22 protein-coding genes and 1 tRNA gene are annotated in these 20,266 nt (G+C 32.6%); 3 read left to right on the top strand and 20 right to left on the bottom strand.

Translation table 11 applies throughout. The features are described 5' to 3' along the window. Positions 1 to 4: 4 nt before the first annotated feature. Entirely contained in the window at positions 5 to 559 is a 555-nt protein-coding gene (locus HNV08_RS07290) for a YqgE/AlgH family protein (RefSeq protein WP_173280508.1), read from the top strand. Positions 560 to 563: 4 nt separating this feature from the next. Here the strand turns inward: HNV08_RS07290 and HNV08_RS07285 are convergent, their stop codons facing one another. Together HNV08_RS07285 and HNV08_RS07280 are read right to left on the bottom strand one after the other, a co-directional pair. Continuing rightward, positions 564 to 1,415 carry an aminotransferase class IV gene (locus tag HNV08_RS07285; protein WP_173280507.1) on the bottom strand — a complete coding sequence of 284 codons (852 nt, stop codon included), beginning with the start codon at positions 1,413 to 1,415 and terminating at the stop codon, positions 564 to 566. A gap of 166 nt (positions 1,416 to 1,581) precedes the next feature. Continuing rightward, a complete protein-coding gene (locus HNV08_RS07280; protein WP_173280506.1) occupies positions 1,582 to 1,974 on the bottom strand; it encodes an START-like domain-containing protein in 393 nt (130 codons plus the stop codon). A gap of 179 nt (positions 1,975 to 2,153) precedes the next feature. Here HNV08_RS07280 and HNV08_RS07275 point away from each other — a divergent pair. Next, a tRNA-Met gene (locus tag HNV08_RS07275) sits at positions 2,154 to 2,227 on the top strand. Between the two features lie 102 nt (positions 2,228 to 2,329). Here HNV08_RS07275 and HNV08_RS07270 read toward each other — a convergent pair. From HNV08_RS07270 to HNV08_RS07205, 14 genes are all read right to left on the bottom strand, one after another. Further along, on the bottom strand, positions 2,330 to 5,200 hold the full coding sequence (locus HNV08_RS07270) for a type I restriction endonuclease subunit R (RefSeq protein ID WP_173280505.1): 2,871 nt from the start codon (positions 5,198 to 5,200) through the stop codon (positions 2,330 to 2,332). Next, positions 5,197 to 5,484 carry a GIY-YIG nuclease family protein gene (locus HNV08_RS07265; RefSeq protein WP_173280504.1) on the bottom strand — a complete coding sequence of 96 codons (288 nt, stop codon included), beginning with the start codon at positions 5,482 to 5,484 and terminating at the stop codon, positions 5,197 to 5,199. Before HNV08_RS07265 ends, HNV08_RS07270 begins: the two co-directional genes overlap by 4 nt. Before the next feature lie 109 nt (positions 5,485 to 5,593). After that, the gene (locus HNV08_RS07260) at positions 5,594 to 6,970 is read right to left on the bottom strand and encodes a restriction endonuclease subunit S (protein ID WP_173280503.1); all 1,377 of its coding nucleotides are present in this window, start codon (positions 6,968 to 6,970) and stop codon (positions 5,594 to 5,596) included. Beyond that, entirely contained in the window at positions 6,970 to 8,571 is a 1,602-nt protein-coding gene (locus tag HNV08_RS07255) for a type I restriction-modification system subunit M (RefSeq protein WP_173280502.1), read from the bottom strand. Before HNV08_RS07255 ends, HNV08_RS07260 begins: the two co-directional genes overlap by 1 nt. Before the next feature lie 8 nt (positions 8,572 to 8,579). Next, positions 8,580 to 9,251: a hypothetical protein gene (locus tag HNV08_RS07250; RefSeq protein WP_173280501.1), complete on the bottom strand. Its 672-nt coding sequence runs from the start codon at positions 9,249 to 9,251 to the stop codon at positions 8,580 to 8,582. Positions 9,252 to 9,406: 155 nt separating this feature from the next. Continuing rightward, positions 9,407 to 9,631 carry a hypothetical protein gene (locus HNV08_RS07245; RefSeq protein WP_173280500.1) on the bottom strand — a complete coding sequence of 75 codons (225 nt, stop codon included), beginning with the start codon at positions 9,629 to 9,631 and terminating at the stop codon, positions 9,407 to 9,409. 90 nt (positions 9,632 to 9,721) lie between these two features. Further along, positions 9,722 to 10,564: an endonuclease/exonuclease/phosphatase family protein gene (locus HNV08_RS07240; protein WP_194241983.1), complete on the bottom strand. Its 843-nt coding sequence runs from the start codon at positions 10,562 to 10,564 to the stop codon at positions 9,722 to 9,724. An 11-nt stretch (positions 10,565 to 10,575) separates the two neighbouring features. Beyond that, entirely contained in the window at positions 10,576 to 11,496 is a 921-nt protein-coding gene (locus HNV08_RS07235; protein ID WP_194241982.1) for a hypothetical protein, read from the bottom strand. 3 nt (positions 11,497 to 11,499) lie between these two features. Further along, positions 11,500 to 12,765 (bottom strand): ABC transporter permease, encoded by a 1,266-nt coding sequence (locus tag HNV08_RS07230; RefSeq protein WP_173280499.1) that lies wholly within the window; start codon positions 12,763 to 12,765, stop codon positions 11,500 to 11,502. A gap of 2 nt (positions 12,766 to 12,767) precedes the next feature. Then, positions 12,768 to 13,163: a TerB family tellurite resistance protein gene (locus HNV08_RS07225; protein ID WP_173280498.1), complete on the bottom strand. Its 396-nt coding sequence runs from the start codon at positions 13,161 to 13,163 to the stop codon at positions 12,768 to 12,770. A 109-nt stretch (positions 13,164 to 13,272) separates the two neighbouring features. Further along, positions 13,273 to 13,635 (bottom strand): DUF6567 family protein, encoded by a 363-nt coding sequence (locus tag HNV08_RS07220; protein WP_173280497.1) that lies wholly within the window; start codon positions 13,633 to 13,635, stop codon positions 13,273 to 13,275. Positions 13,636 to 13,908: 273 nt separating this feature from the next. Then, complete coding sequence (locus tag HNV08_RS07215; protein WP_173280496.1) at positions 13,909 to 14,574, bottom strand: DNA-binding response regulator; 666 nt, start codon at positions 14,572 to 14,574, stop codon at positions 13,909 to 13,911. 2 nt (positions 14,575 to 14,576) lie between these two features. Next, complete coding sequence (locus HNV08_RS07210; protein ID WP_173280495.1) at positions 14,577 to 16,178, bottom strand: tetratricopeptide repeat-containing sensor histidine kinase; 1,602 nt, start codon at positions 16,176 to 16,178, stop codon at positions 14,577 to 14,579. Between the two features lie 93 nt (positions 16,179 to 16,271). Further along, positions 16,272 to 16,427 (bottom strand): hypothetical protein, encoded by a 156-nt coding sequence (locus HNV08_RS07205; protein ID WP_173280145.1) that lies wholly within the window; start codon positions 16,425 to 16,427, stop codon positions 16,272 to 16,274. Between the two features lie 353 nt (positions 16,428 to 16,780). Here HNV08_RS07205 and HNV08_RS07200 point away from each other — a divergent pair, with 353 nt between their 5' ends. Beyond that, positions 16,781 to 17,470 carry a hypothetical protein gene (locus HNV08_RS07200; protein ID WP_173280494.1) on the top strand — a complete coding sequence of 230 codons (690 nt, stop codon included), beginning with the start codon at positions 16,781 to 16,783 and terminating at the stop codon, positions 17,468 to 17,470. Positions 17,471 to 17,685: 215 nt separating this feature from the next. Here the strand turns inward: HNV08_RS07200 and HNV08_RS07195 are convergent, their stop codons facing one another. From HNV08_RS07195 to HNV08_RS07180, 4 genes are all read right to left on the bottom strand, one after another. Continuing rightward, complete coding sequence (locus tag HNV08_RS07195) at positions 17,686 to 18,048, bottom strand: hypothetical protein (RefSeq protein WP_173280493.1); 363 nt, start codon at positions 18,046 to 18,048, stop codon at positions 17,686 to 17,688. Between the two features lie 203 nt (positions 18,049 to 18,251). Further along, on the bottom strand, positions 18,252 to 18,398 hold the full coding sequence (locus tag HNV08_RS07190) for a hypothetical protein (protein ID WP_173280492.1): 147 nt from the start codon (positions 18,396 to 18,398) through the stop codon (positions 18,252 to 18,254). Between the two features lie 290 nt (positions 18,399 to 18,688). Next, complete coding sequence (locus tag HNV08_RS07185; RefSeq protein WP_173280491.1) at positions 18,689 to 19,201, bottom strand: GNAT family N-acetyltransferase; 513 nt, start codon at positions 19,199 to 19,201, stop codon at positions 18,689 to 18,691. A 58-nt stretch (positions 19,202 to 19,259) separates the two neighbouring features. Next, positions 19,260 to 20,264, bottom strand: coding sequence for a PorP/SprF family type IX secretion system membrane protein (locus HNV08_RS07180; RefSeq protein ID WP_173280490.1), 1,005 nt, complete (start codon positions 20,262 to 20,264; stop codon positions 19,260 to 19,262). Between the last annotated feature and the right edge of the window lie 2 nt (positions 20,265 to 20,266).

The raw sequence follows: 20,266 nt of genomic DNA, 5'->3' as shown, positions 1-20,266 counted from the left end.
TAAAATGAACAAACCCGAAAAAGGTAATCTACTGATTGCTGAACCTTCCATCATCGGAGATATTTCATTTAATCGCGCTGTTATACTCCTAGCAGACCATAACGCGTTGGGTTCTGTGGGCTTTATATTAAACAAACCTTTAGAGTACAACCTTAAAGATCTTATTGATGGTACAGACTCGGAATTCCCTGTTTATAATGGCGGTCCTGTAGAGCAAGACAATCTTTATTTTATACATAAATCTCCAGACCTTATTCCCGACAGTGTAGAAATTTCTAATGGCATTTTTTGGGGTGGCGATTTTGCTGTAGTGATTGAGCTAATCAATAACGGTAAAATCACGGCTACTGATATTCGATTCTTTTTAGGCTATTCTGGTTGGGATGAAAAACAACTAGACAATGAGCTCAAATCTAATGCATGGTTAGTCTCTGAGAATGTCTATAACAATGAGATCATTTCAAAATCTTGTAATTCGTTTTGGCGCGATAAAATGTTAGAACTCGGTGGCGATTATAGCATTTGGTCTAATGCGCCAGAAAATCCAAGCTATAATTAATAGGTTACACCAACCTTAGTTTTGCATTTAGCTTCGTGATTAAACCCTGAGCAAACTCCTTTTTAAATACTTTCTTACGATATTTAGTAATGGGCACAATACCTTTTATTACGTTGGTTACAAACAACTCATCGGCTTTTTGAAGTTCAAACGGACTTATAGATGCTTCTTCTACCGTGAGATTAACATCTTTAGATACCAATTCTAAAATTTGCTTTCGCATAACCCCTTTAAGACATCCATCTTCTAATGGAGGTGTTTTTATATGCGCGCCTTTTACTAAAAATAAATTGCCGTTTAAGGCTTCAATAACGCTTTTGTTGGTATTAAGCACTAAGCAATTATCAAAGTCGTTTTCTTTGGCATAAATACTTCCAATGACCTGAATGGCTTTATTATTAGACTTTAAACCCGATAATAAGCCTGGCGCTACAAAATAATCTTTATATAAATCAACTCTATAAGCCGCTTGCGTATCAATCGTATAAAAAGGATTGTCATGCGGTTCTACACTAATATGGTAACCTACTGTTGCGTCTGCAGTTGGTGCGTATTTACCGCCTTCACCTCTATCTACATTTAGTCTTACACGTGCCGATGCTCGTAATAAGTCGTTGGCTTCTAACGTTGTTAAGATTTCGACCTCTAAAAATTCCATAGTGAAATTCATAGGAATCTCCATTCTTAAAATACGCATTGAGGCCATTAATCTAAAATAATGATCTTCCCAAAAGAATATTTTACCATTAACCACTTTTAAGGTTTCAAAAAGGGCATCGCCATATTTATAACCTCTATTATGTACTGTTAGTTTAGAATCTGCTTGTGACAGCAATGCACCGTTAAAATTTACCATAAAAAACACCCCTAAAGTCCCCTCAAGGAACCATCTTAAAAAAAGACATTAATAATTAAAAACGGACTATACTTTGAAAATGCAAGTATAATAATGTCCAAAAAAAATCTCGATTTAGGTTTAAATTAAATCGAGACAAATATAAATGAGATAAGTTATTTCCTAGCTATCTAGAGCCTAAAACTTGTTTAAGACTTCCTATTTGGTTGGTCCAAAGCATTTTTCCTTCTTCAATTTCATCATCTTCAGCAAAATCTGTAATCATTAAAGAGACATCTTTTGTAATTTCATCGACCTGAATACGCATTTCAAAATAATTAGATAAGCCATCCTCGTCATCTTCTAGCCAACGAAACTTTACGCGTTCGCCACTTTTTTTACTTAATAATTTAGCTTGCTCCTCGGAACCATCCCAAATAAAAGTAAACAATTCACCACGAGAATTAACGTTATCTGCAAACCATTCTGATAAGCCAGAAGGTGTTGATATGTAGGTATATAGTAAAGCTGGTGATGCCTGAATCACAAACTCCATTTCAAATTTTTCTTTATCGTCCATAGATAGTTATATTATGTGCTCAATATATACAATTTATGATGGATTCTTAAGCTTTAAATTAAAATTATTTTTTTTAGTTTTTATTGTTTGCTGTCGTAGAATTTGTTTTTATATTTGCAGCCGCAATTACGTATATTCAATCTTGAAAATTAACAAGTCTATACAACGTAATTGAAAATGGCGAGGTAGCTCAGTTGGTTAGAGCGTTGGATTCATAACCCAGAGGTCACGAGTTCAAATCTCGTTCTCGCTACATCAGAAAAAGTCTAGTACAACAGTACTGGACTTTTTTTATGTGTTGTACTGAAGCTTGCTTCAAAGTGCATAAACATAAAAAAAGTTCTAAATAATGCAATTATCCTGTCATTCCATCAACAAACACCTGTACAAACTCCTTCATTTTATCTAAAATACGTTCTCCAATTTCACGTGCCTTTAAAATACTTGGTCTGTTGTCTAGACACTTAAAAATATCGTCACGCAATGGTTCTCTTCCATAATCCGTATAACTTTCTATTAAGCTTTTAAACTGTTTTTGGTCTAAGTGTTCTTCTTCACAAATTTTAGCTAAAGCTAGTATCTTTTCTTCGTGCCAAAAGCGTTCAAATTCGTCTTGAATAGCATCTACATCACTAATATGTGGTAAATTTTCTTCAATAAACTTCTCTATTAACTCGCGTTTACTTCGTAATTGAACATCACCAGAAAGCATATCGATAATTGCCTTTTTCTGTGCTTTAGCATCTTCTGTTTTTGCATGTTTAAGCTTTGCTAGAAGCTGTAAAATGTATGCTACATTTATTTGATCGCGATGAATGAGTTCTAACTCAAAGTCGATGTCGTCTAGAATTGATGTCTTATGCTTTTGGCTATCATTCTTAACCTTATCGTATAAATCTAAATACTTGCTTTTGTAATCTTCAAACGTTTGCTCGTTAATTCCTAAATCTTCCCAATCAAAATCGGTGTACGACTCTAATACATTTTTAGCACGTAACAAACGTCTAAACGCTTGTATAAATGCTAACTCTTCGGTTTCAGTTGGTAAATTATCAACCTCTTGAAAGGTTGGTACAATTTCAAGTAGATTTTTTAAAGCGTCATCAAACTTTTCTGCAATAGTCTCGTAAGGAGGAAGAATTATATCTTCAATTGCATCCTTGTTTGAAAACAAAGTAATCGCTTCATCTGTTACCTTTTTAAGGTTTCTAAAGCACAAAATATTTCCTTGCGACTTCTGCTCTCCTAAAATTCTGTTGGTTCTAGAATACGCTTGTATTAAACCATGGTACTTTAGGTTTTTATCAACGTACAATGTATTTACCTTTTTAGCATCAAAACCTGTTAACATCATATTTACTACAATAACAATGTCTAATCGGTCTTTGTCTTGAAATGTTGTTTTTTCGCGTTCTTTTAAACGCTTACTGATGTCTTTAAAGTAGTTTTCGAACTGTTGACTGTCTTTAGTAGAAAAACTGGTATTATACATTTGGTTGTAATCCGAAATATATTCGTCTAACTTTTCTCTTGTATGGCTAGTTTTGTATTGCGGTTGCGATTCTGCTGCTTGTGGTAATTGGTCTCCTGGAATATAATCTTGTGCATCTTCATCATCTTCATTAGTACCATAACTAAAAATAGTAGCAATCCGTAAATTATGCTCGCCTTCTTCTTTTTTTCGTTTAAAGATGTCGTAATACTTAATCAGCGTTTCTATATTACTTACTGCAAATAATGCCGAATAGTCTTTATTAAACGTTTTCTGATTGTGATATGCAATCATATAATCTGCAATTTTTTCTAGTCGCTTTTCATCTGCAAACACCTCAGCCGTATCAATAGCTTCAACTTCAATATCTATAAGTGTATTCCCTTTTTGCTTGTATTTACCAACATACTCAATACCAAAGCGCAATACATTTTGGTCTTTTATTGCATCTGTAATCACGTATTTGTGCAAGCAAACTCCAAATAAATCTTTGGTGGTTCGTTTTCCTAAATCGTTTTTTGAGGCATTGTCTTTAAAAATTGGTGTGCCTGTAAAGCCAAAGAGTTGGCTGCTTTTAAAATATTCGGTAATTTTTTTGTGTGTATCTCCAAACTGACTGCGATGACACTCGTCAAAAATAAAGACCACTTTTTTATCTTGTAAATGCGTTAAGCTTTTCTCGTAATTGGCTTTAGAAATAGCATTATTTAGTTTTTGAATTGTAGTTAATACCAATTTAGAATCGTCAGTCAATTGCTTAACCAAAGATTGCGTATTGTCTGTAACATCTACACTATCTTTTTTAAAGCTATTAAACTCTAACATGGTTTGGTAATCTAAATCTTTACGGTCTACTACAAATACGACTTTGTGTACGTTTGGCAAGTCCATAATAATTTGGCTTGCTTTAAAAGACGTTAAGGTTTTACCAGAACCTGTGGTGTGCCAAATGTAACCGTTGTTGTTACTTGTAGCGACTTGATTCACCAGCTTTTCTGTGGCATAAAACTGATAAGGACGTAAGACCATTAATATTTTATGCGTTTCGTTATGTACCACATATTTTGCAATCATTTTACCCAAATGGTTTGGGTTTAAAAATGAACTAGCAAACGCTGTTACATCTGTTATGTTTTTATTATTTACATCTGCCCAAAAGAAGGTTTGCTTAACAGATTGCAATTTATTATTGGCTAGATACTTTGTATTTACGCCATTACTAATAACAAACAATTGCACATACTGAAACAAACCATGATTAGACCAAAACGAATGCCTTTGATAACGATTAATCTGGTTAAAAGCCTCCTTTATTTCTAAACCACGACGCTTTAACTCTATTTGCACTAAAGGTAAACCGTTTACTAACAACGTTACATCGTAACGGTTTTTGTAAGTCCCTTCTTGAGTGATTTGATTAGTGACTTGAAACAAGTTTTTCGTCCAATCTTCACTATTAAAAAAGCGCACATAAAAACTATCGCCATTGTCTCTGGTAATGTTGAAACGATCGCGTAAGGTTTTTGCTTTTTCAAACACGTTGCCTTTTGCTAAATGGTTTAAAATAGTATCAAACTCTTTAGTAGAAAACACCGTTTTATTAAACGCTTCTAATTGGGCTTTTAAATTAGATACTAAAGCATCGCCATCTTGTATGGTTACGTTTTGGTAGCCTAAACCTACTAATTGTTTAATTAGGTTATTTTCTAGTTGTGCTTCGGATTGTTTTGTCATAATTCATTAAAGAGGTCTGCCCACTCTGGATTTATACGTTCTATTAATGCTATTTTTTTTGCTCTGCTTCCTGCTTTTAATTGTTTTTCTCTGCCAATAGCATCTCCAATGCTTTGGTGTGCTTCGTAATACACTAATTTAGTTAAATTATATCTTGCTGTAAACGATTTTTTATCTTGTTTTTCTTTATGCTGAGTGATGCGCCGTTTTAAATAAGCGGTTACACCAACATAAAGTGTGGTGTTGTTTTTATTGGTTAGTATGTATACGTATCCTGGTTTCATATGTCATTGCGTCTCGTTTACGTCATTGCGAACGCAGTGAAGCAATCTGTTTATTGTTTACGTTTACTTTCATGAGTTTGCTTCACTCCGTTCGCAATGACAGTACGTTTTACACAAACATCTGCTGCAACAGCCCTTTTTTAAACGCTTGCGTGTTGCTTATTTGCGTTTGTACGGCTTCTATTTTTTTATCTATAGCACTTAAATAATTGGCTATTTTTTGTTGTTCTTCGAAACAAGGAATTTCAATTTTCTCTTTTGAATAATCCTTAAAATATATATGAGGAATAGTGCTTCCAATTATATATTTATTAAACCGAATATTGTTTAAAACCGAATAAAGGAAATACAAATTCACTTTTATTTTGGGTGAAATAATATCCAATGTTCCTAGAACTGAAGATTTAGGTTCACATAATAAAGTTCTTCCTACTCCAGCTCCATCTTTTACTATTGAAACAAAAGCTTCCTCTTCTCTATAGAAGTCAATGCTTTTTAAATAACCTGATGCTCCATATAATTTATAATCACCTATATTTTCTTCAATAGTATTAGCTGCAATGTTTGATGATTTTTTAGTTGCAATTTCTCCCAACCGCTTCTCTTCCCAATCTGGGAATTGTGTTTGGTATTCATTAGTGACAGATTGTTTTGAGTTTGCTTCATGAGATTGCTTCACTGCGTTCGCAATGACGTCTGGTTTAAAGCGCAATTGTTGGCTAAACAGTTGTTGCATTACGCCTTTTTTGTACTGCTCTAGGGTTTCTTTTTTGGTGGTTAGTTGCTGTAGTTTGGTGTCTACTGCTGTTAAAAAATTGGCTATTTTTTGTTGTTCTGGGAGGTTGGGGAATAATAATTTGATATTTCTCAAGTCGTCAATTCCAACATTAGTTTGATTTCCTGTTCCTCCTTTTGATTCATTAAAAAAGAAATAATAAAATCTTGATGTTTTTATAAGATTATTTACAAAATCAGCATCACTTTCATTTGGTTTTGCTCTTAAACAAACAAGTCTTTGATTTAGTAAGAATCTATTATTTTCAGGAATAACAATTGAATAACCATAATCTCGTTTTCCAACTGTCCCTGTTAATGTTAAAAGAATATCCTTTTTCTTAAGTAAATATTTTTCAAGTTTGGAATCAATTTCTTCCCAATAAGATGGATTTCTATCTAATTGTAATTCACTCTTATAAATATTTGACATTTTAAGTAATTGATATTTACTATCAACACTTTTCATCTCAAAACTTTTAAAAGCATAACCAGCAATAAAATCAATTTTTGAAACTAATTTTTTCTTTTCCCATTCCCCTTCAAACTCTTTAAAGCGTAGTTTGGGTACGTCATTGCGAGGCTTTTTAGCCGAAGTAATCTGTTTGTTGTTTCCGTTCGCTTTATGAGATTGCTTCGTCGAGTTTGCTTCGTTCCTCGCAACAGGCTCTCGCAATGACGGTTTCGATGACGTTTTGTTTTCGTTTGCCATTAGAAAGGAGTTTCTATGTTTAACTGTTTGCAAAAGTCTGCAATGGTAGCATCTGTTTTTGCTATGTCTGCCTCCAAGGCTTTTAGGTCTTTGGCTACTGTGGTTAAATCTATGGGTTCTTCTTCTTCAAAGGTATCTACATAACGTGGTATGTTTAGGTTGTAATCGTTTTCTTTAACCTCGTCTAAAATGGCTACGTATGAATACTTATCAATAGTAGCTTGAGATTCTTCGCCGCGCTCTGAATGACAATACGCTCTGTAAGTTTCTACTATTTTATCAATATGCTGGTCTTGTAAAACGTTTTGAGTTTTTACTTTCTCGTAATGTTGGCTGGCATCTATAAATAAAATGCTTTCTGGTTGCTCTCGCTTCTTTTTTAGCACTAAAATACAGGTTGGTATGCTTGTACCATAAAATATGTTTGCTGGCAAACCTATAACGGCATCTAGGTAGTTTTTGTCTTCTATTAAAAACTTTCTAATATGTCCTTCGGCTGAACCACGGAACAATACACCATGTGGTAGTACACAAGCCATTGTACCATTATTGTCTAGTTGGTGTACCATGTGTTGCACAAATGCAAAATCTGCTTTAGATTTTGGTGCTAGTTTACCGTATGCCGAAAACCTATCATCGCTCATAAATAATGGGCTTGCGCTCCAGTTTGCCGAAAATGGTGGATTGGCAACTATGGCCTCAAAACGTTTGTCTATATGGTTTGGGCTTGGGTTTACTAAGGTGTCTTCGTTATAAATATCGAAACGTTTGTAGTGTACGTCGTGCATAATCATGTTCATTCTGCACAAGTTATAGGTTGTTGGGTTACTTTCTTGCCCAAAAAATTCGCCTACGTCGCCTACTTCTTTAGCCACACGTAATAACAACGAGCCAGAACCACAAGTGGGATCGTACACGCTTTTTAGTTTGGTTTTATTTGTGGTTACTAATTGCGCCAATATTTTAGAGACTTGTTGTGGTGTGTAAAATTCGCCTGCTTTTTTTCCTGCTCCAGAGGCAAATTGCCCAATTAAATACTCGTAGGCATCACCAAGGATGTCGCTATCTGAGTTTTCTAGGTCAAAATCGATACCTTCTAAATGGGTAAGTACTTTTACTATGAGTTCGTTTTTAGCGTCTTCGGTCTTCCCTAGTTTGCTACTGGTTAAATCGAGGTCTTCAAACAGGTTACCAAAATCGTCTTCGCTTTCGCTTCCCATGGTACTTTGCTCTATGCTAGTGAGCACGTTGGCTAAATCGCCAAGTATAAAGTTGTTTTTGCCGCCAGAATTACCACGTTTTGCTAACTCACTAAAGAGTTCGCTTGGTTTAAGAAAATAACCAAGTTTGTCTAATGCTTCGTAACGAATGGCTTCCAATAAGTCTTCGGCTTGCTCGTGGCTTTCTACGGTATCGTAACTTAAACCATCTGGTTCTAGAATTTCGTTGGCGTAGAGTTTCATTTTTCGACTTAAATATTTGTAAAAAATAAAGCCTAATATATAATCTCTAAAATCGTCTGCATCCATATTACCACGAAGGTCGTTGGCAATATTCCAGAGGGTTTGTTTTAGTAATGCTTGTTTTTGGTCTTCTGACATTTGTTGTTTTATACGTGTTGAAAGAATTTTACAGCGTAATTACAGTATTCTATAATTTTATCTTTATCGGTATCAAATTCTTTTCTATTACCTAAATAGTTTCGGCTCGTTTCTGTTATTTCTTTACCTTCCTGTAGCTCTTCGAAAGATATACATTTTATATGTTTTTTAGACATTAAAACAATTAAAGCATTTTGGTATGGATAATCGCCATTTTTATCAATATCGCTTAACTTAAAACAACCGTTTGCTCTAAATTTAACTTCAATAAAATGTGCTTGATTGTCTTTAAAAACAACCAAATCTGGCATTCTCCTTATATTCATTGCCACATCATCTTTAACACCTCTTAGTAAATCTTTAATACCAGGAATAGTATTTTCCATTCCATATTGAAACACCTGAAAGCCTAAATCTACAAATAAACGTTCTATTAAAGTCTCTGCAATTCTACCTTTTGTTAGATTATAATTAAAATTATTTGTCGCAACATCTATAGTTTTTTCGGCTGCACTATCTTTGGTATTATCAACCTTCGTTGTACTCGTTTTAGTTTTGGGTTTAGCTTTTGGTTTTTCTGCAACAGCAACGTCTTCGCTGTTATTCTCTTTTTTGTAACATTTATAACAGAGACCACCATTAAATTTGGTGTAGCCTCCACATGTAATACATTCTGCCATTCAGTAGGTTTTTAATTGATGCTTAGTTATGAGCACATACTAGTTTATTCGTTTTGTAAAAACATTTCACAAAGGGGAAAAGACTATTAAAAATTAAGGGATTTTAAAGGTAGAAAAAACAAACAAATCACATAATATTTTTTAATATTTTAAACTTAGAGACGACCTAACCCAAGTAACATTGTAAAAAACCCAAAAATTATTGGCAGAGCAATTAACCACCATACTAATTTTGAGGTATTACTGCGAATTTTTTCTAATTTATCAATTTGTAATTGTTGCGCAAATAATAACTCTCTGAGTATTTCTTCGTTATTAAAATCATTATAAGTTTTTATAAACGTAATGCGCTTTGGTGTTAACTTAATTTTATCCGTCATTATTTACTATTTTAATTAATACTGAGATGTAAATTAAAAAGGTCTATCCACTTAATATTATGGGATTCCGCAATTATTAGAAATATTACTTCAAAGTGAAAATTCTAAAGCAACAGGTAAGTGATCTGATATTAATCTTGCTGTTGCTAAATTTTCACAAGTTTTGATGTAATCAACAACTCTAGAATTAATAAAACTTATTTGTTTGGAATAGTATATATTATCTATAGCATGACTTAAATAATCTCCACTTTTACATTTTCGCTTTAAAGTCGTTTTTGAGTTCTTAACTGCTGAACTATAACCTTGATCATAAAAATCATTCCAAACACTGTGTTCTTCATTTAAGTTAAAATCACCTGATATAATAATTTTATCAGAATTTAGTCGCTTTTGATATTCTTTAAATAGTACAATTTCTAATTCTGGTAAATCGTTATGTTTTCTAGAATGAAAGTTAACAACAAAAAAAGTTGAATCCTTATGTTTAGCTTTAAATTCTGCGATAAAAGGCTCTCTAATTATTTGAGATTCTAATTCACTATCCAAGAATGCTCTTCCTTTTAAACTCACTTTACTTGTTTTCCATAAAAAAGCATAACGTTCACTCATATAAGCAGAAGGGCTTTTGGTAGGGTTACTAATTCTATAATCCCACTTGCTTCCTTTTCTATTAAGCTCATCTGCAATTTGAGCAATTTTTTGTGCGCCTCCTGGATGCTTAGCCACAACTTCTTGGATAGCAACGACATCAAAATCATTTAATGTCTTTGCGATGAACGCTATTTCTTCATTGTTTTTTGATTGGCCTAAGTCTTGGATGTTCCAAGTAATTAATTTTATACTTTCAACGCTATTAAAATCTAATTCATTTGAGTTATTAGAAAAACTAAGAAACGTAATAACTAAGCCTATAAAAAGTATTTTTTTCATTAATGAATTTCCTATTTATTTTTTATAAAATTTTTAATTATTATATCCATATTTGCGGGTAGTTCGGCCATTTTAAATTCAAAATTACCTTCCTTTAAGCCCATTCCATACAACCAATCTGACCAATATTTTTTAAGCACATCATAGTCGTAATCATTATTATTTGATGTTGACGGATTTATACCTAAAACTAATATCTCTAGATTAGACAAATCTTGATTTACAGGAATAAATCCATGGTTATTAGATTCTATTATCTCTTTCCAGTTAGATGAATTCAATTTTTTATGTCTTATTTTTTTTGGAGTAATGTACGATGATAAATTATCTTCATTTAAATTACTATCCTCATAGAAAATATAGCCATCAGTTAATATTACTAAAATATTTCTGTAGTCTTTATCAATGCAATAATCTTTTACTTTATTTTTAAAAAAGCCCCAAGTATCTGAACCATTATCGTGATTAGCATCTTTTAAAGCTTGTTTATATATTTCTAACCCAAAATAAGCATAAGTAGAACTTATTGCATTTATGTAGTCTAATGTGCCATTATCTCTAGTTACATGGAATTTTAACTGATTAGACAAATCATTAATCTTAGGATTTAAAGGTTCTGGATCAAAATACAACTGAATCTTATCGTCTAAATGTCTCGATTTTTTATGTTTTATCTCATCTTCAAACGCCTCAGCAACCGAGTTTAAATAACCAACGTCTCTTCTATAAAATTGCATACTGGGATTATTGTATTTTGTGGTATCAATTCTATCGGACAAATCAAGCAGAATACTAATGTTTAGATTAGAAATCTGCTTATTTTTTTTTGTGGTTGAATTCGTTTTAATTTCCTTCTCCGCCTGCTTATTAGAATCTGAAGCACAACCAAGGAGTGTTAACGAAAAAGCGGTAATTATTAATAATCTATTCATAATCTAATTTTGGGTATATATTGTATGCTGTGTAGAGTCTTCATTAAGGTTTAATGCAATGAGATGATTATTGCAGATGGTTTGGCAATTCTCTAATAACTCATCTTTTTGTCTTGCTGGCAATGCAATCTCTGTTCCAATTGCCTGAAACCAACCTTCTACATATTGATGATGGTAATGAAGGTATTTCTTAACAGGAAAAATAAAACCATCAATTTTATTTTGAGCTTCTGAAATTTTCCCTTTCGCTTCAGTAATTTTAGATTTTATTGAATCACTTATTATTCCGTTTTCTTTTAATTCTAAATTTATTTTGGCTAACTCTTTTTGTTTTGCTCTTATAAACACATTAATTTTATCTAAACTTTCGTGCTCTTTCATTATAAAATCAAAAACTAATCCCCAAATAATATAAACAATAAAACCCGCAAAAATTATAACCCAAAATTCAGATTCTTTAATAGCTATAGTTAAATCAAAATCTGGAGATGAAGGTGTTCTATTAAATTCGTAAATCTTTTTTTCAATAACGTATGCAAGCAGTCCATCAAACAAAAATGTTATAATAAATAGACCTAACAACTTAATTTTACTCGCTACTCCTGGTACTTTTTGCATCATATGAATAATATAACCCAAGCCCATGAATACAAAAGGAATAGTAACTATAAGTATGGCCTCTAATGCACCATCTTGAAGAGCTTTTGAAAATGCTTGTGCATCAAATATTGCAGAAGACAAACTATCATCGTTAAACTCTTTAAAAAACACTGAATATGATGCTGAAATATAAAATACTAATAAATAAAGTGTAATTGGCAATAAGAGCGCAAGACCAATGTAAAACTTAATCTTCGGATTTCTTTCTACTATTAATCCGTGATTATTAGGATTAACTCTGACATCAATAATGTCATCCTTTATCTGCGATACTTTATCATTATATTCTACTTGTTTTTCGTCATTAATTTCCTTTGCTGTTTCTAACTTTTTTATCTCAGATTTTTGTCTTTCAATTTCTTCATGGTACGGCTTTTTAAGTTTTTCTTGTTCAATCTTTTGATTTCTGCATTGATCTTCAAAACTATTATATACATTTTGAAGACAAGCTTTTAAAACAATCGGTTTGCCAGTTGCCTTTTGAGCCGCAGCAAAACCACTTTGGTAATAAGTTATCCTAATATTATCTTGATTAGTTATATTATTGTCTAATTCTTCTTCCTCTGGTTGATTTTTCTTAACAGCAAATAAATTTCTTAACTTCTCCATATTTATTCGTTAATTTTTGTAATTATTTCCTCAACTGACAATTTTTGTTTAGCGCACTCTAGTAAAAAGTCCACTAATTGTTGTAGGTTTTCATCTAAAAAACCAAATCTTTTACAATATTTTAATAGAGTGTTTCTTTCATCTTCCGTTACAACTCCATCAGCCCATATCATTTTAGCTAAATCATTGAGGTATTCTATTTTTAAATTTAAAGTTTCAGGAATTTTTGCGTCGTCAGTTAAAGGGTTTAAAAGAACTTGTTGCAACTGCACTTCTGACACTCCTCTTTCTTCAGCAAAACGATATAACATTTTTAATTCTAGCACATCAAAATTGTCATCTGAGAAGGCCATCTGATAAAGTCTTAAAAAATGACTTTTTAATTCGGTTGATATCATATTATCTATTATGTTATAGTTAAAGTTATCCTCAAACATAAAACCATTAAAAAACAAAACCTTACGGATTTCCGTAAGGCTCTGCAAAGCATCTAATTAATAGCAAAAATTATAGAAACTCAATTATTTGACCTGAGACAATTACTTTATATTTATTAAAGAAAAATAAAAACCCGCTAGTCTTTACTTCTACCAATTCATTAATCACAGTTCTTGATGCACCTTCCATACCAGCTGATTTTAGCATTTTAGCTTTTGCTTCTGCAACTAAGCCGTTTTTAGCTAATCCACCGATACCAAAAATATAGGTCGCTGAGGCTTCTCCTTTAGCTATATTTACAACCTTAAAGTTATTTTCTGTCAACACCACTTCTGTCGTATTCTGGTTGTAATTTTGAGGTAATCCATAGTGAGCAGCACAACTTGTAAAGCACATTGATACCACAATTAATAACATAGATAATCTTTTCATTTAATAATACATTTATTGTTTACCTACTTCTGCTTTAATTCTGTTTTCGGCTTATTCCGACTTTCCATCGCGAACTTAAAACCAAAATAAAAGACTTCCTTACGGAAAACCTTAATGCACAAAAAAAGAGGTATTCAATTAAGAATACCTCTTCAATTATTTTAATTTCTACGATAGAACAATTTCCCTTACATCCCCTAAAAGCAGAAATCTTTCAAACTTAAAAACAACGCAATAATATTTTTTACGGCAATCCGTAAAAGACTATCTTTTTTAAATTAAACCTAAATCTTTTACCGTTGCCACTAAGTGTATGGCATTATTAGCCTTGAATTGAATACGAAGTTTATTTAATCGTTTCTCTATAGTACTTAAACTATTTGGACTAATATCCTTAGATTTAAACTGGTGGCTAATCTCTTCTTGTGATAGACCATTAGATAGTAATTTTAGCAATTGAATATCGTAATCATAAATTTCTAAATGACTTTTTGGACTAACTGCTTGTGCTACTTGAGGCGATAAATAACGATGCTGTTGTGCCACTGTTTTTATAGCTTCTTCCAATTGAATTGACCCCTTCCTATCCTTACACACGTAGGCATTAACACCAAATTGATGGACTAAAGATCTTACTTTTTGTAATTGATCTTTCATTGAATAAACGATTATTGGCAATTCAGTAAAATCTTTGCGTAACGCAGCAATTAAGGCTTCTCCAGATTCAAAATTAGCATTACGATGGTCTTTTTTAAAGGATAAATCTGTAATCACTAAATCATAGTCTTGTTGGTCTAGTGCTGCACGTTTCACTTTTAAAAAGGCATCATCACAGTACTGCACTACGTCTACAGTTTTAACCTTACAGTGTGCTAGTACTTGCTGAACGCTTTTAGTAATAGCATCATGATCATCTACAATTAAAACTTTCTTAAACATGACTAAATAATAATTTGGGTTTTAAATCCTTTATGAGGTTCTGTTTCAAAAGTAATTGTTCCGTTTAGAGATTCAATACGGTTTTCCACATTTTGCAATCCTGTACTTTTATTTAAGTTACAACCAACACCATTATCTGAATAATTTAAAACGATTTTCTTTCCTTCATTTTTAAATGCTAAAACGGCTATCGAAGCGTGGCTATGCTTTTTCATATTTATTAATAGTTCTTGCAACACTTTATAGATGGTAGTTCTTTTCATTTTAGAAAATGATTCCCAATCAATATCAGCATTACCTTTGGCTAATACACTTGTAGAAGCATTACTAAAACTTAAAACTAAATCTTTAATAACGTCTTCAAATAGATCATCGCCTTCTGTAGAACCATGTTCTTTTGAAATGTCTCTTGTTTTACTGTATATATCTTGTAAATCATCTATGAGATGACTATTACTTAGTGATTCACTTTCTAGTTTTGTCATAAACTGAAAGACATCGTTGGCAACCTCATCGTGTATTTGCTTAGAAATTCTTGATTCAGTGTCATACACTTGTTGTATTTTTTCCTTTCTATGCTTAGATTTCAATAAGAAATAAATAAAGATTGATACTAACGTAATAAAAGCACCTGCAATAACGGCAATGATAGTTCTCGTTTTCTGTTGCTCCTCTTTTAACTGACTTTCTAAAGCTTTTCTTTTAAATTCTGAATTATCATATTTTAAGAAAGCATCTTTACTTGCACGCTCTTTATCTGCATTAGTTATACTATCATTAAGTATTTTATAGGCTTTTGCATGGCTATCTTTACTTAATTTAGTTAACATACCTAAAGCATCATGCCTATAAATAGGCGAATTAATATGATTGGCGAATTCCTGAGCTTTTAAAGCATTTTTTAAGGACTTGTCTAAACTGTCTACCTTATAATAATATTCCGCTAAATGCGAATAGCTTGTATACAGTGATGTGGTGTCTTTTTTTGCTTCTCTAAGTTCTAAAGCGGATTGCATTAACGGTAAATCTTTAGAACTTTCGTTTAAAAGTGAATAAACAAACCCCAAATTATCTAAAATACGAGCAATAGCAAGTGTATCTGTTAACCTAGGCAATACCTTGTAAGCTTTGAGTAAGTGTGCTTTAGCCTGAATTAAATTTTTATCCCTTCTATATATATTTGAAATATTATTGTAAACAATAGCACTATCTCTTGCGTTATCTGTAATTTCTAAAACTCTATCATAGAGTTCTAAGCACTTGGCTTGATTTCGTTGTTCGTAATATAATAGACCTAAAAGCGTATAAAAGCTTTTTCTAAGTTGTGTGTTTTTTTCGTAATCTAGATTGGCATCTAAAATTTTTATCGCTTCTAGAGCCTTATCTTCACTAGCTTCATAAGCTCCTTTTTTGTAATGGATACTCGAAATATAGTAGAGGTCATTGAGAACAAAGGATAATTTATTGTTTTGAGCTGCATTTTCATAATGATTTTGAAAATAATTAAAGGCTTTATCTAAGTCATCTGGACGCTGTGGTTTTAAAGCTAATTGAGAATAATACTTTAAACTATCATTTTTTACTTGCCCATTAACAAATTGCATACTTAGAAAAAATAATATGCTGTAGATAAAACAAAAAAAGAGGAATGAAGTATTGATTGATTTCATTCCTCTAAAATAAGAACTAAATATTAATTAACCACTAATTTCTTCTGGAGGTGGTGGTGGAATTTCTCCGTTTTCTCCACAACAGGCTTGTGGTACATTTTCATCTGCTATACTCTCAGGATTACATGATAAAAAAACTGAATTGAGGAAAACCGTAAACATTATAACATATATTTTTTTCATTTTGTATGGATTTAAAATTAGACAATAGTGTTGCTGTCCGAGAAATTCTCAGAGGCATAGTTGCTTAGCAACACCAACTATTTTTGAGGTAAAAACCTCCATTTTGGGAAGTGTGAAGTCGTGAAGTAAAACCTGCTCTACCTTCCCAAATAATGCAGCATTTTACATTCTAACTTCAGTATGGAATTGAAATTCGCAAGGCCCTTTGCGTAGGTGACCGTTATCAATTCTATGCCAAATGAATGAAGTTTACTTTGGAACTAATGGAAAAAAACAGGAAACGAATTGGAAAAGAATTTCCAAATGATTTCTATACAAATTTTACTAAGTTTAAACGCTTAAAAACCAACTAAATGCACAATACATTACTTATAAAAGCTTTTGAAAAAGCAAAAGAAGAAGTGAACTCTGTAAATGTATATCCGAGAGCACAGGTACTATCAGACTATATTTTAGAAGATAGTAAAGAGCCTTATGGTGCTAAAATTTTAAGTATTAAGTATAAGTCTGCCATCAGTACACCAAGCATTCCTATAACGATTAAAAATCATGCAACAATTTCACTGAGTCGATATTTGGGATATAGTGATTATTCAGATTTTGTAAAACACAACTTAGACCAAAATAATGAAATTAATACGCAAGGAGATTCAACGACCTATATTTTAGACCGAAAGAAATCCGTAATTACAGCTCTAATCATCTTAACCATAGTTATTGGTGTATTAATTTATAATTACGTGAACAGACAACGCTTTATGATATGGAATGAAGATCATTATATCGAAGTTAATTTAGATGCCAACAAGTACAGTTTGAATCAGCTTAAATTCTACAAAGAAGAACGTATCATCAATTTTAAAAAAATAAAGCCTAAATGCGAAGACACCCTCTTCAATAGAGATGGAAGTGTAAAGATTTGGTATGGTAAAAACGCGCAAAAAAAATTAGAATACTTTACCAGTTTAGGGTTGCATCCTGAAACTGGAAAATCACTCAAGCCTATAACGCAATACATGATTGACAAATATATATGTAATTAGAACCTGATCATGAAGCACCAGATTTTAAAGTTGACTGATTTTCACGACCATCGAAATTTAAATAACATTCATCCCGTTTGGCGCACTTTTATGGCCTTTCCTTGGGACTAATTGTAATCTATACACTAATAACTTAAATTGTTTTCACTGAACAACACAGTTTTTATCAAACAACACGTGCTTTTTCCAATAATAAAAAGCGTACAACCAACGTTTTAATGTATAGCCATGTTACTAGAGGATAATACTCTAAAGCAACGTTCGCTACCAAGATACAAGGGATTGCCATGTTCCTCTGACCAAAAGCCATCTAAAACATCTTTTGTAAGGCATTTATAGACAACAACACCTTTATAGATATGACCCTCGTCTCCTTTGTAGTGAAAGTTGATGACTAAAATATTATCTTTAAAAAAGCCAGTACCAAATTGTGTTTGTTGCTTATTAATAAGCCATTGGGCAATTATTCGGTTATTATGGTCTAAACTTAAGGTTAGTGTGCCTCGATAGGAAATGCCAGCTTCATTTTGGTTGCTGCCTTCTATGGTATATATGCCTACTAGGTCTTTTATGTGCATGCTACAAGTTTTGCGAAGCACAAAGCTATATTTTATTTTGAAAAACCAATTACAGTTATAGCATGAAACCGTTTATGAATTAAAAAAAGCCATAGCATACCTATAGAATGCCGTTAAATTACAGTAAAATCGACATTTTTAAATAGGCCATAGCAGCCAAAGTCAACCGACTTGATTTTTAGTAGCGGTTGATCGTCCTTAGTTTAGATAAACATAAAGGTATCTTCGTCTTTTGAAAACGCTTTAGTAATCACTTGTTTTGGTGTTGAACTCTGTCCCTTTTCAGTTTTTTGTGTTGTACCAAAGCTTAATTTTTGAAGTCTGTTTTTTAAAATGTGTAATGGATTCATCGTTAATAGCATTTACTGTTACTAAAGATACGTTGAAAATCGAAATTTGGATGTCGCAAAATCCTCAAAAACACCTTAAAATGAACAACTTAACAATGATTTAACATACGCTACACAAAACCGAAATCCTAAAGTCAAAAGTGAAAGCACTTTTAGTCTAACTGCACTCAGAATGCGTTGCGCTGCTAGTCGCTCATTGACAGGCAGGTCTTACATGTGCATGAATCAAAAATAGATTTAAGTCATTTAACGCACCTTACAACAGTGTTTTGGTACTGCAGCAGCTACCTTTAGTCTAATTCTAGCAGGTAAACCCAATACGTTTTGCCTAAATATTGAATGGTTTTGTCTTTCTTAAAGCCTCGTGTTTCATAGATATTTCTAGCCGCATCCATAAATTCGGAAGTATGCAAAGCAACATGTGTTTCTTGGGTATCTTTGGCATGAGCAATACACAGTTCCGTTAACGTTTTGCCTATACCTTTACCTCTTTGTTTGGGATGCACACCCAGAAATCTTATATAACTCCAATCGGCTTTAAACAATGTTGTAGGATGACCACCAGCTACTAAATAAATCATTCCTATAATTACTGAATCCAGCTCACAAACAAAAACCGTACTTTGCGCAATGCGTTGTTTTAAACCTGTATCACTATTGAGAAAAGCGTTCATTTTATCCCAATTTGCTTTGGTTAACACCGTACTAAATTCAGCATATGATGCCTTTCCTAATGCTTTAAGCTGTTCAAAATCTGAATCGTCAGCGCGTCTATAATAAAATTCTTTTTTGAAGTCTGGCATGGTTTAAAATATAGACAAAGCATTAAAGTTGTATTGAACCGATTTGCGCCTTCATCCATTAGCGCTTACGACTACGATCTGTTGGGCAATTGCGACAGCGCGACATGTAAGTAACAGAAAACTCGTAGACACCATTCGTTCTACCAATTTTTGAAATATTAGCATCGTAAGACAGCCCGAATCTAAAACTAGTATATTCTAAGCCTATAAAACTATTTATGGACGTGAGAAGATGACTATTATTATCATTCCTAGCCGGATTTGTCGCTGCAGTGAGTCCAACTAAAAACTGATTAACATGAAATAATGAACCTATATCTAGGCGATTGTATTCGCCTTGTTGCATATAATTAGCGGTCATCATTATTCTGTAATCTTGCAAAAATGGAAAACGATAATTACCATGTACGGAATAAAAAATATCTAATGGTACATTCTGATCTCTTATGAATGAGATATTTGGTCGATTAAGGTGTTTTGCCGAAAAACCAAACCAATAGGTATTGTCATTCCTTGCTTTTTTCTCAAAGACCACACCTGCAGAGACATCAAAAAACACAATATTTTCTGTATTTGCACCAAAGGGATCTACAGAATTGGGATGAATCACACCTGTATTAATATTTATTTGATCGGCCAATGTTAAACTGTTAAAACCTACATCTTTTAGTCCAAAACCAACTTCTAAGGCTGGTCTAAAAAACCATCCACCATTGAGATTAACACGATGCATATAGTTGGCATTCACTTGGTAAAAATTGTAATTGCTAAAGGATTCATTTTGCCACATGGCATTAAACCCTATACCACTACCAGAACTGTTTCTGTTTTCGTAAGATTTATTAATGAAAAAATATTGTGTACTTACTTTTAAATCTAAATTGGGCCATTGGGTTCTACTCAATACACCAGCACTGACTCTATCATTATCTTCAAACCCAGTAAACCCAGGATTTAAAGTTTCTTGAATATAATTCGATTGCGTAAATATAGGGTCTTGGGCATGCACTACGCATCCAAATAAAACCGCTAATAAAATGGTAAATCTTGCTTTAATGGTCATTC

Origin of the sequence: Winogradskyella eckloniae (assembly GCF_013249045.1) — a bacterium.
Taxonomy (GTDB): Bacteria; Bacteroidota; Bacteroidia; order Flavobacteriales; family Flavobacteriaceae; genus Winogradskyella; species Winogradskyella eckloniae.
The sequence above is the reverse complement of the archived record's forward strand: the minus strand, read 5'-3'. Positions and strand labels throughout refer to the sequence as shown.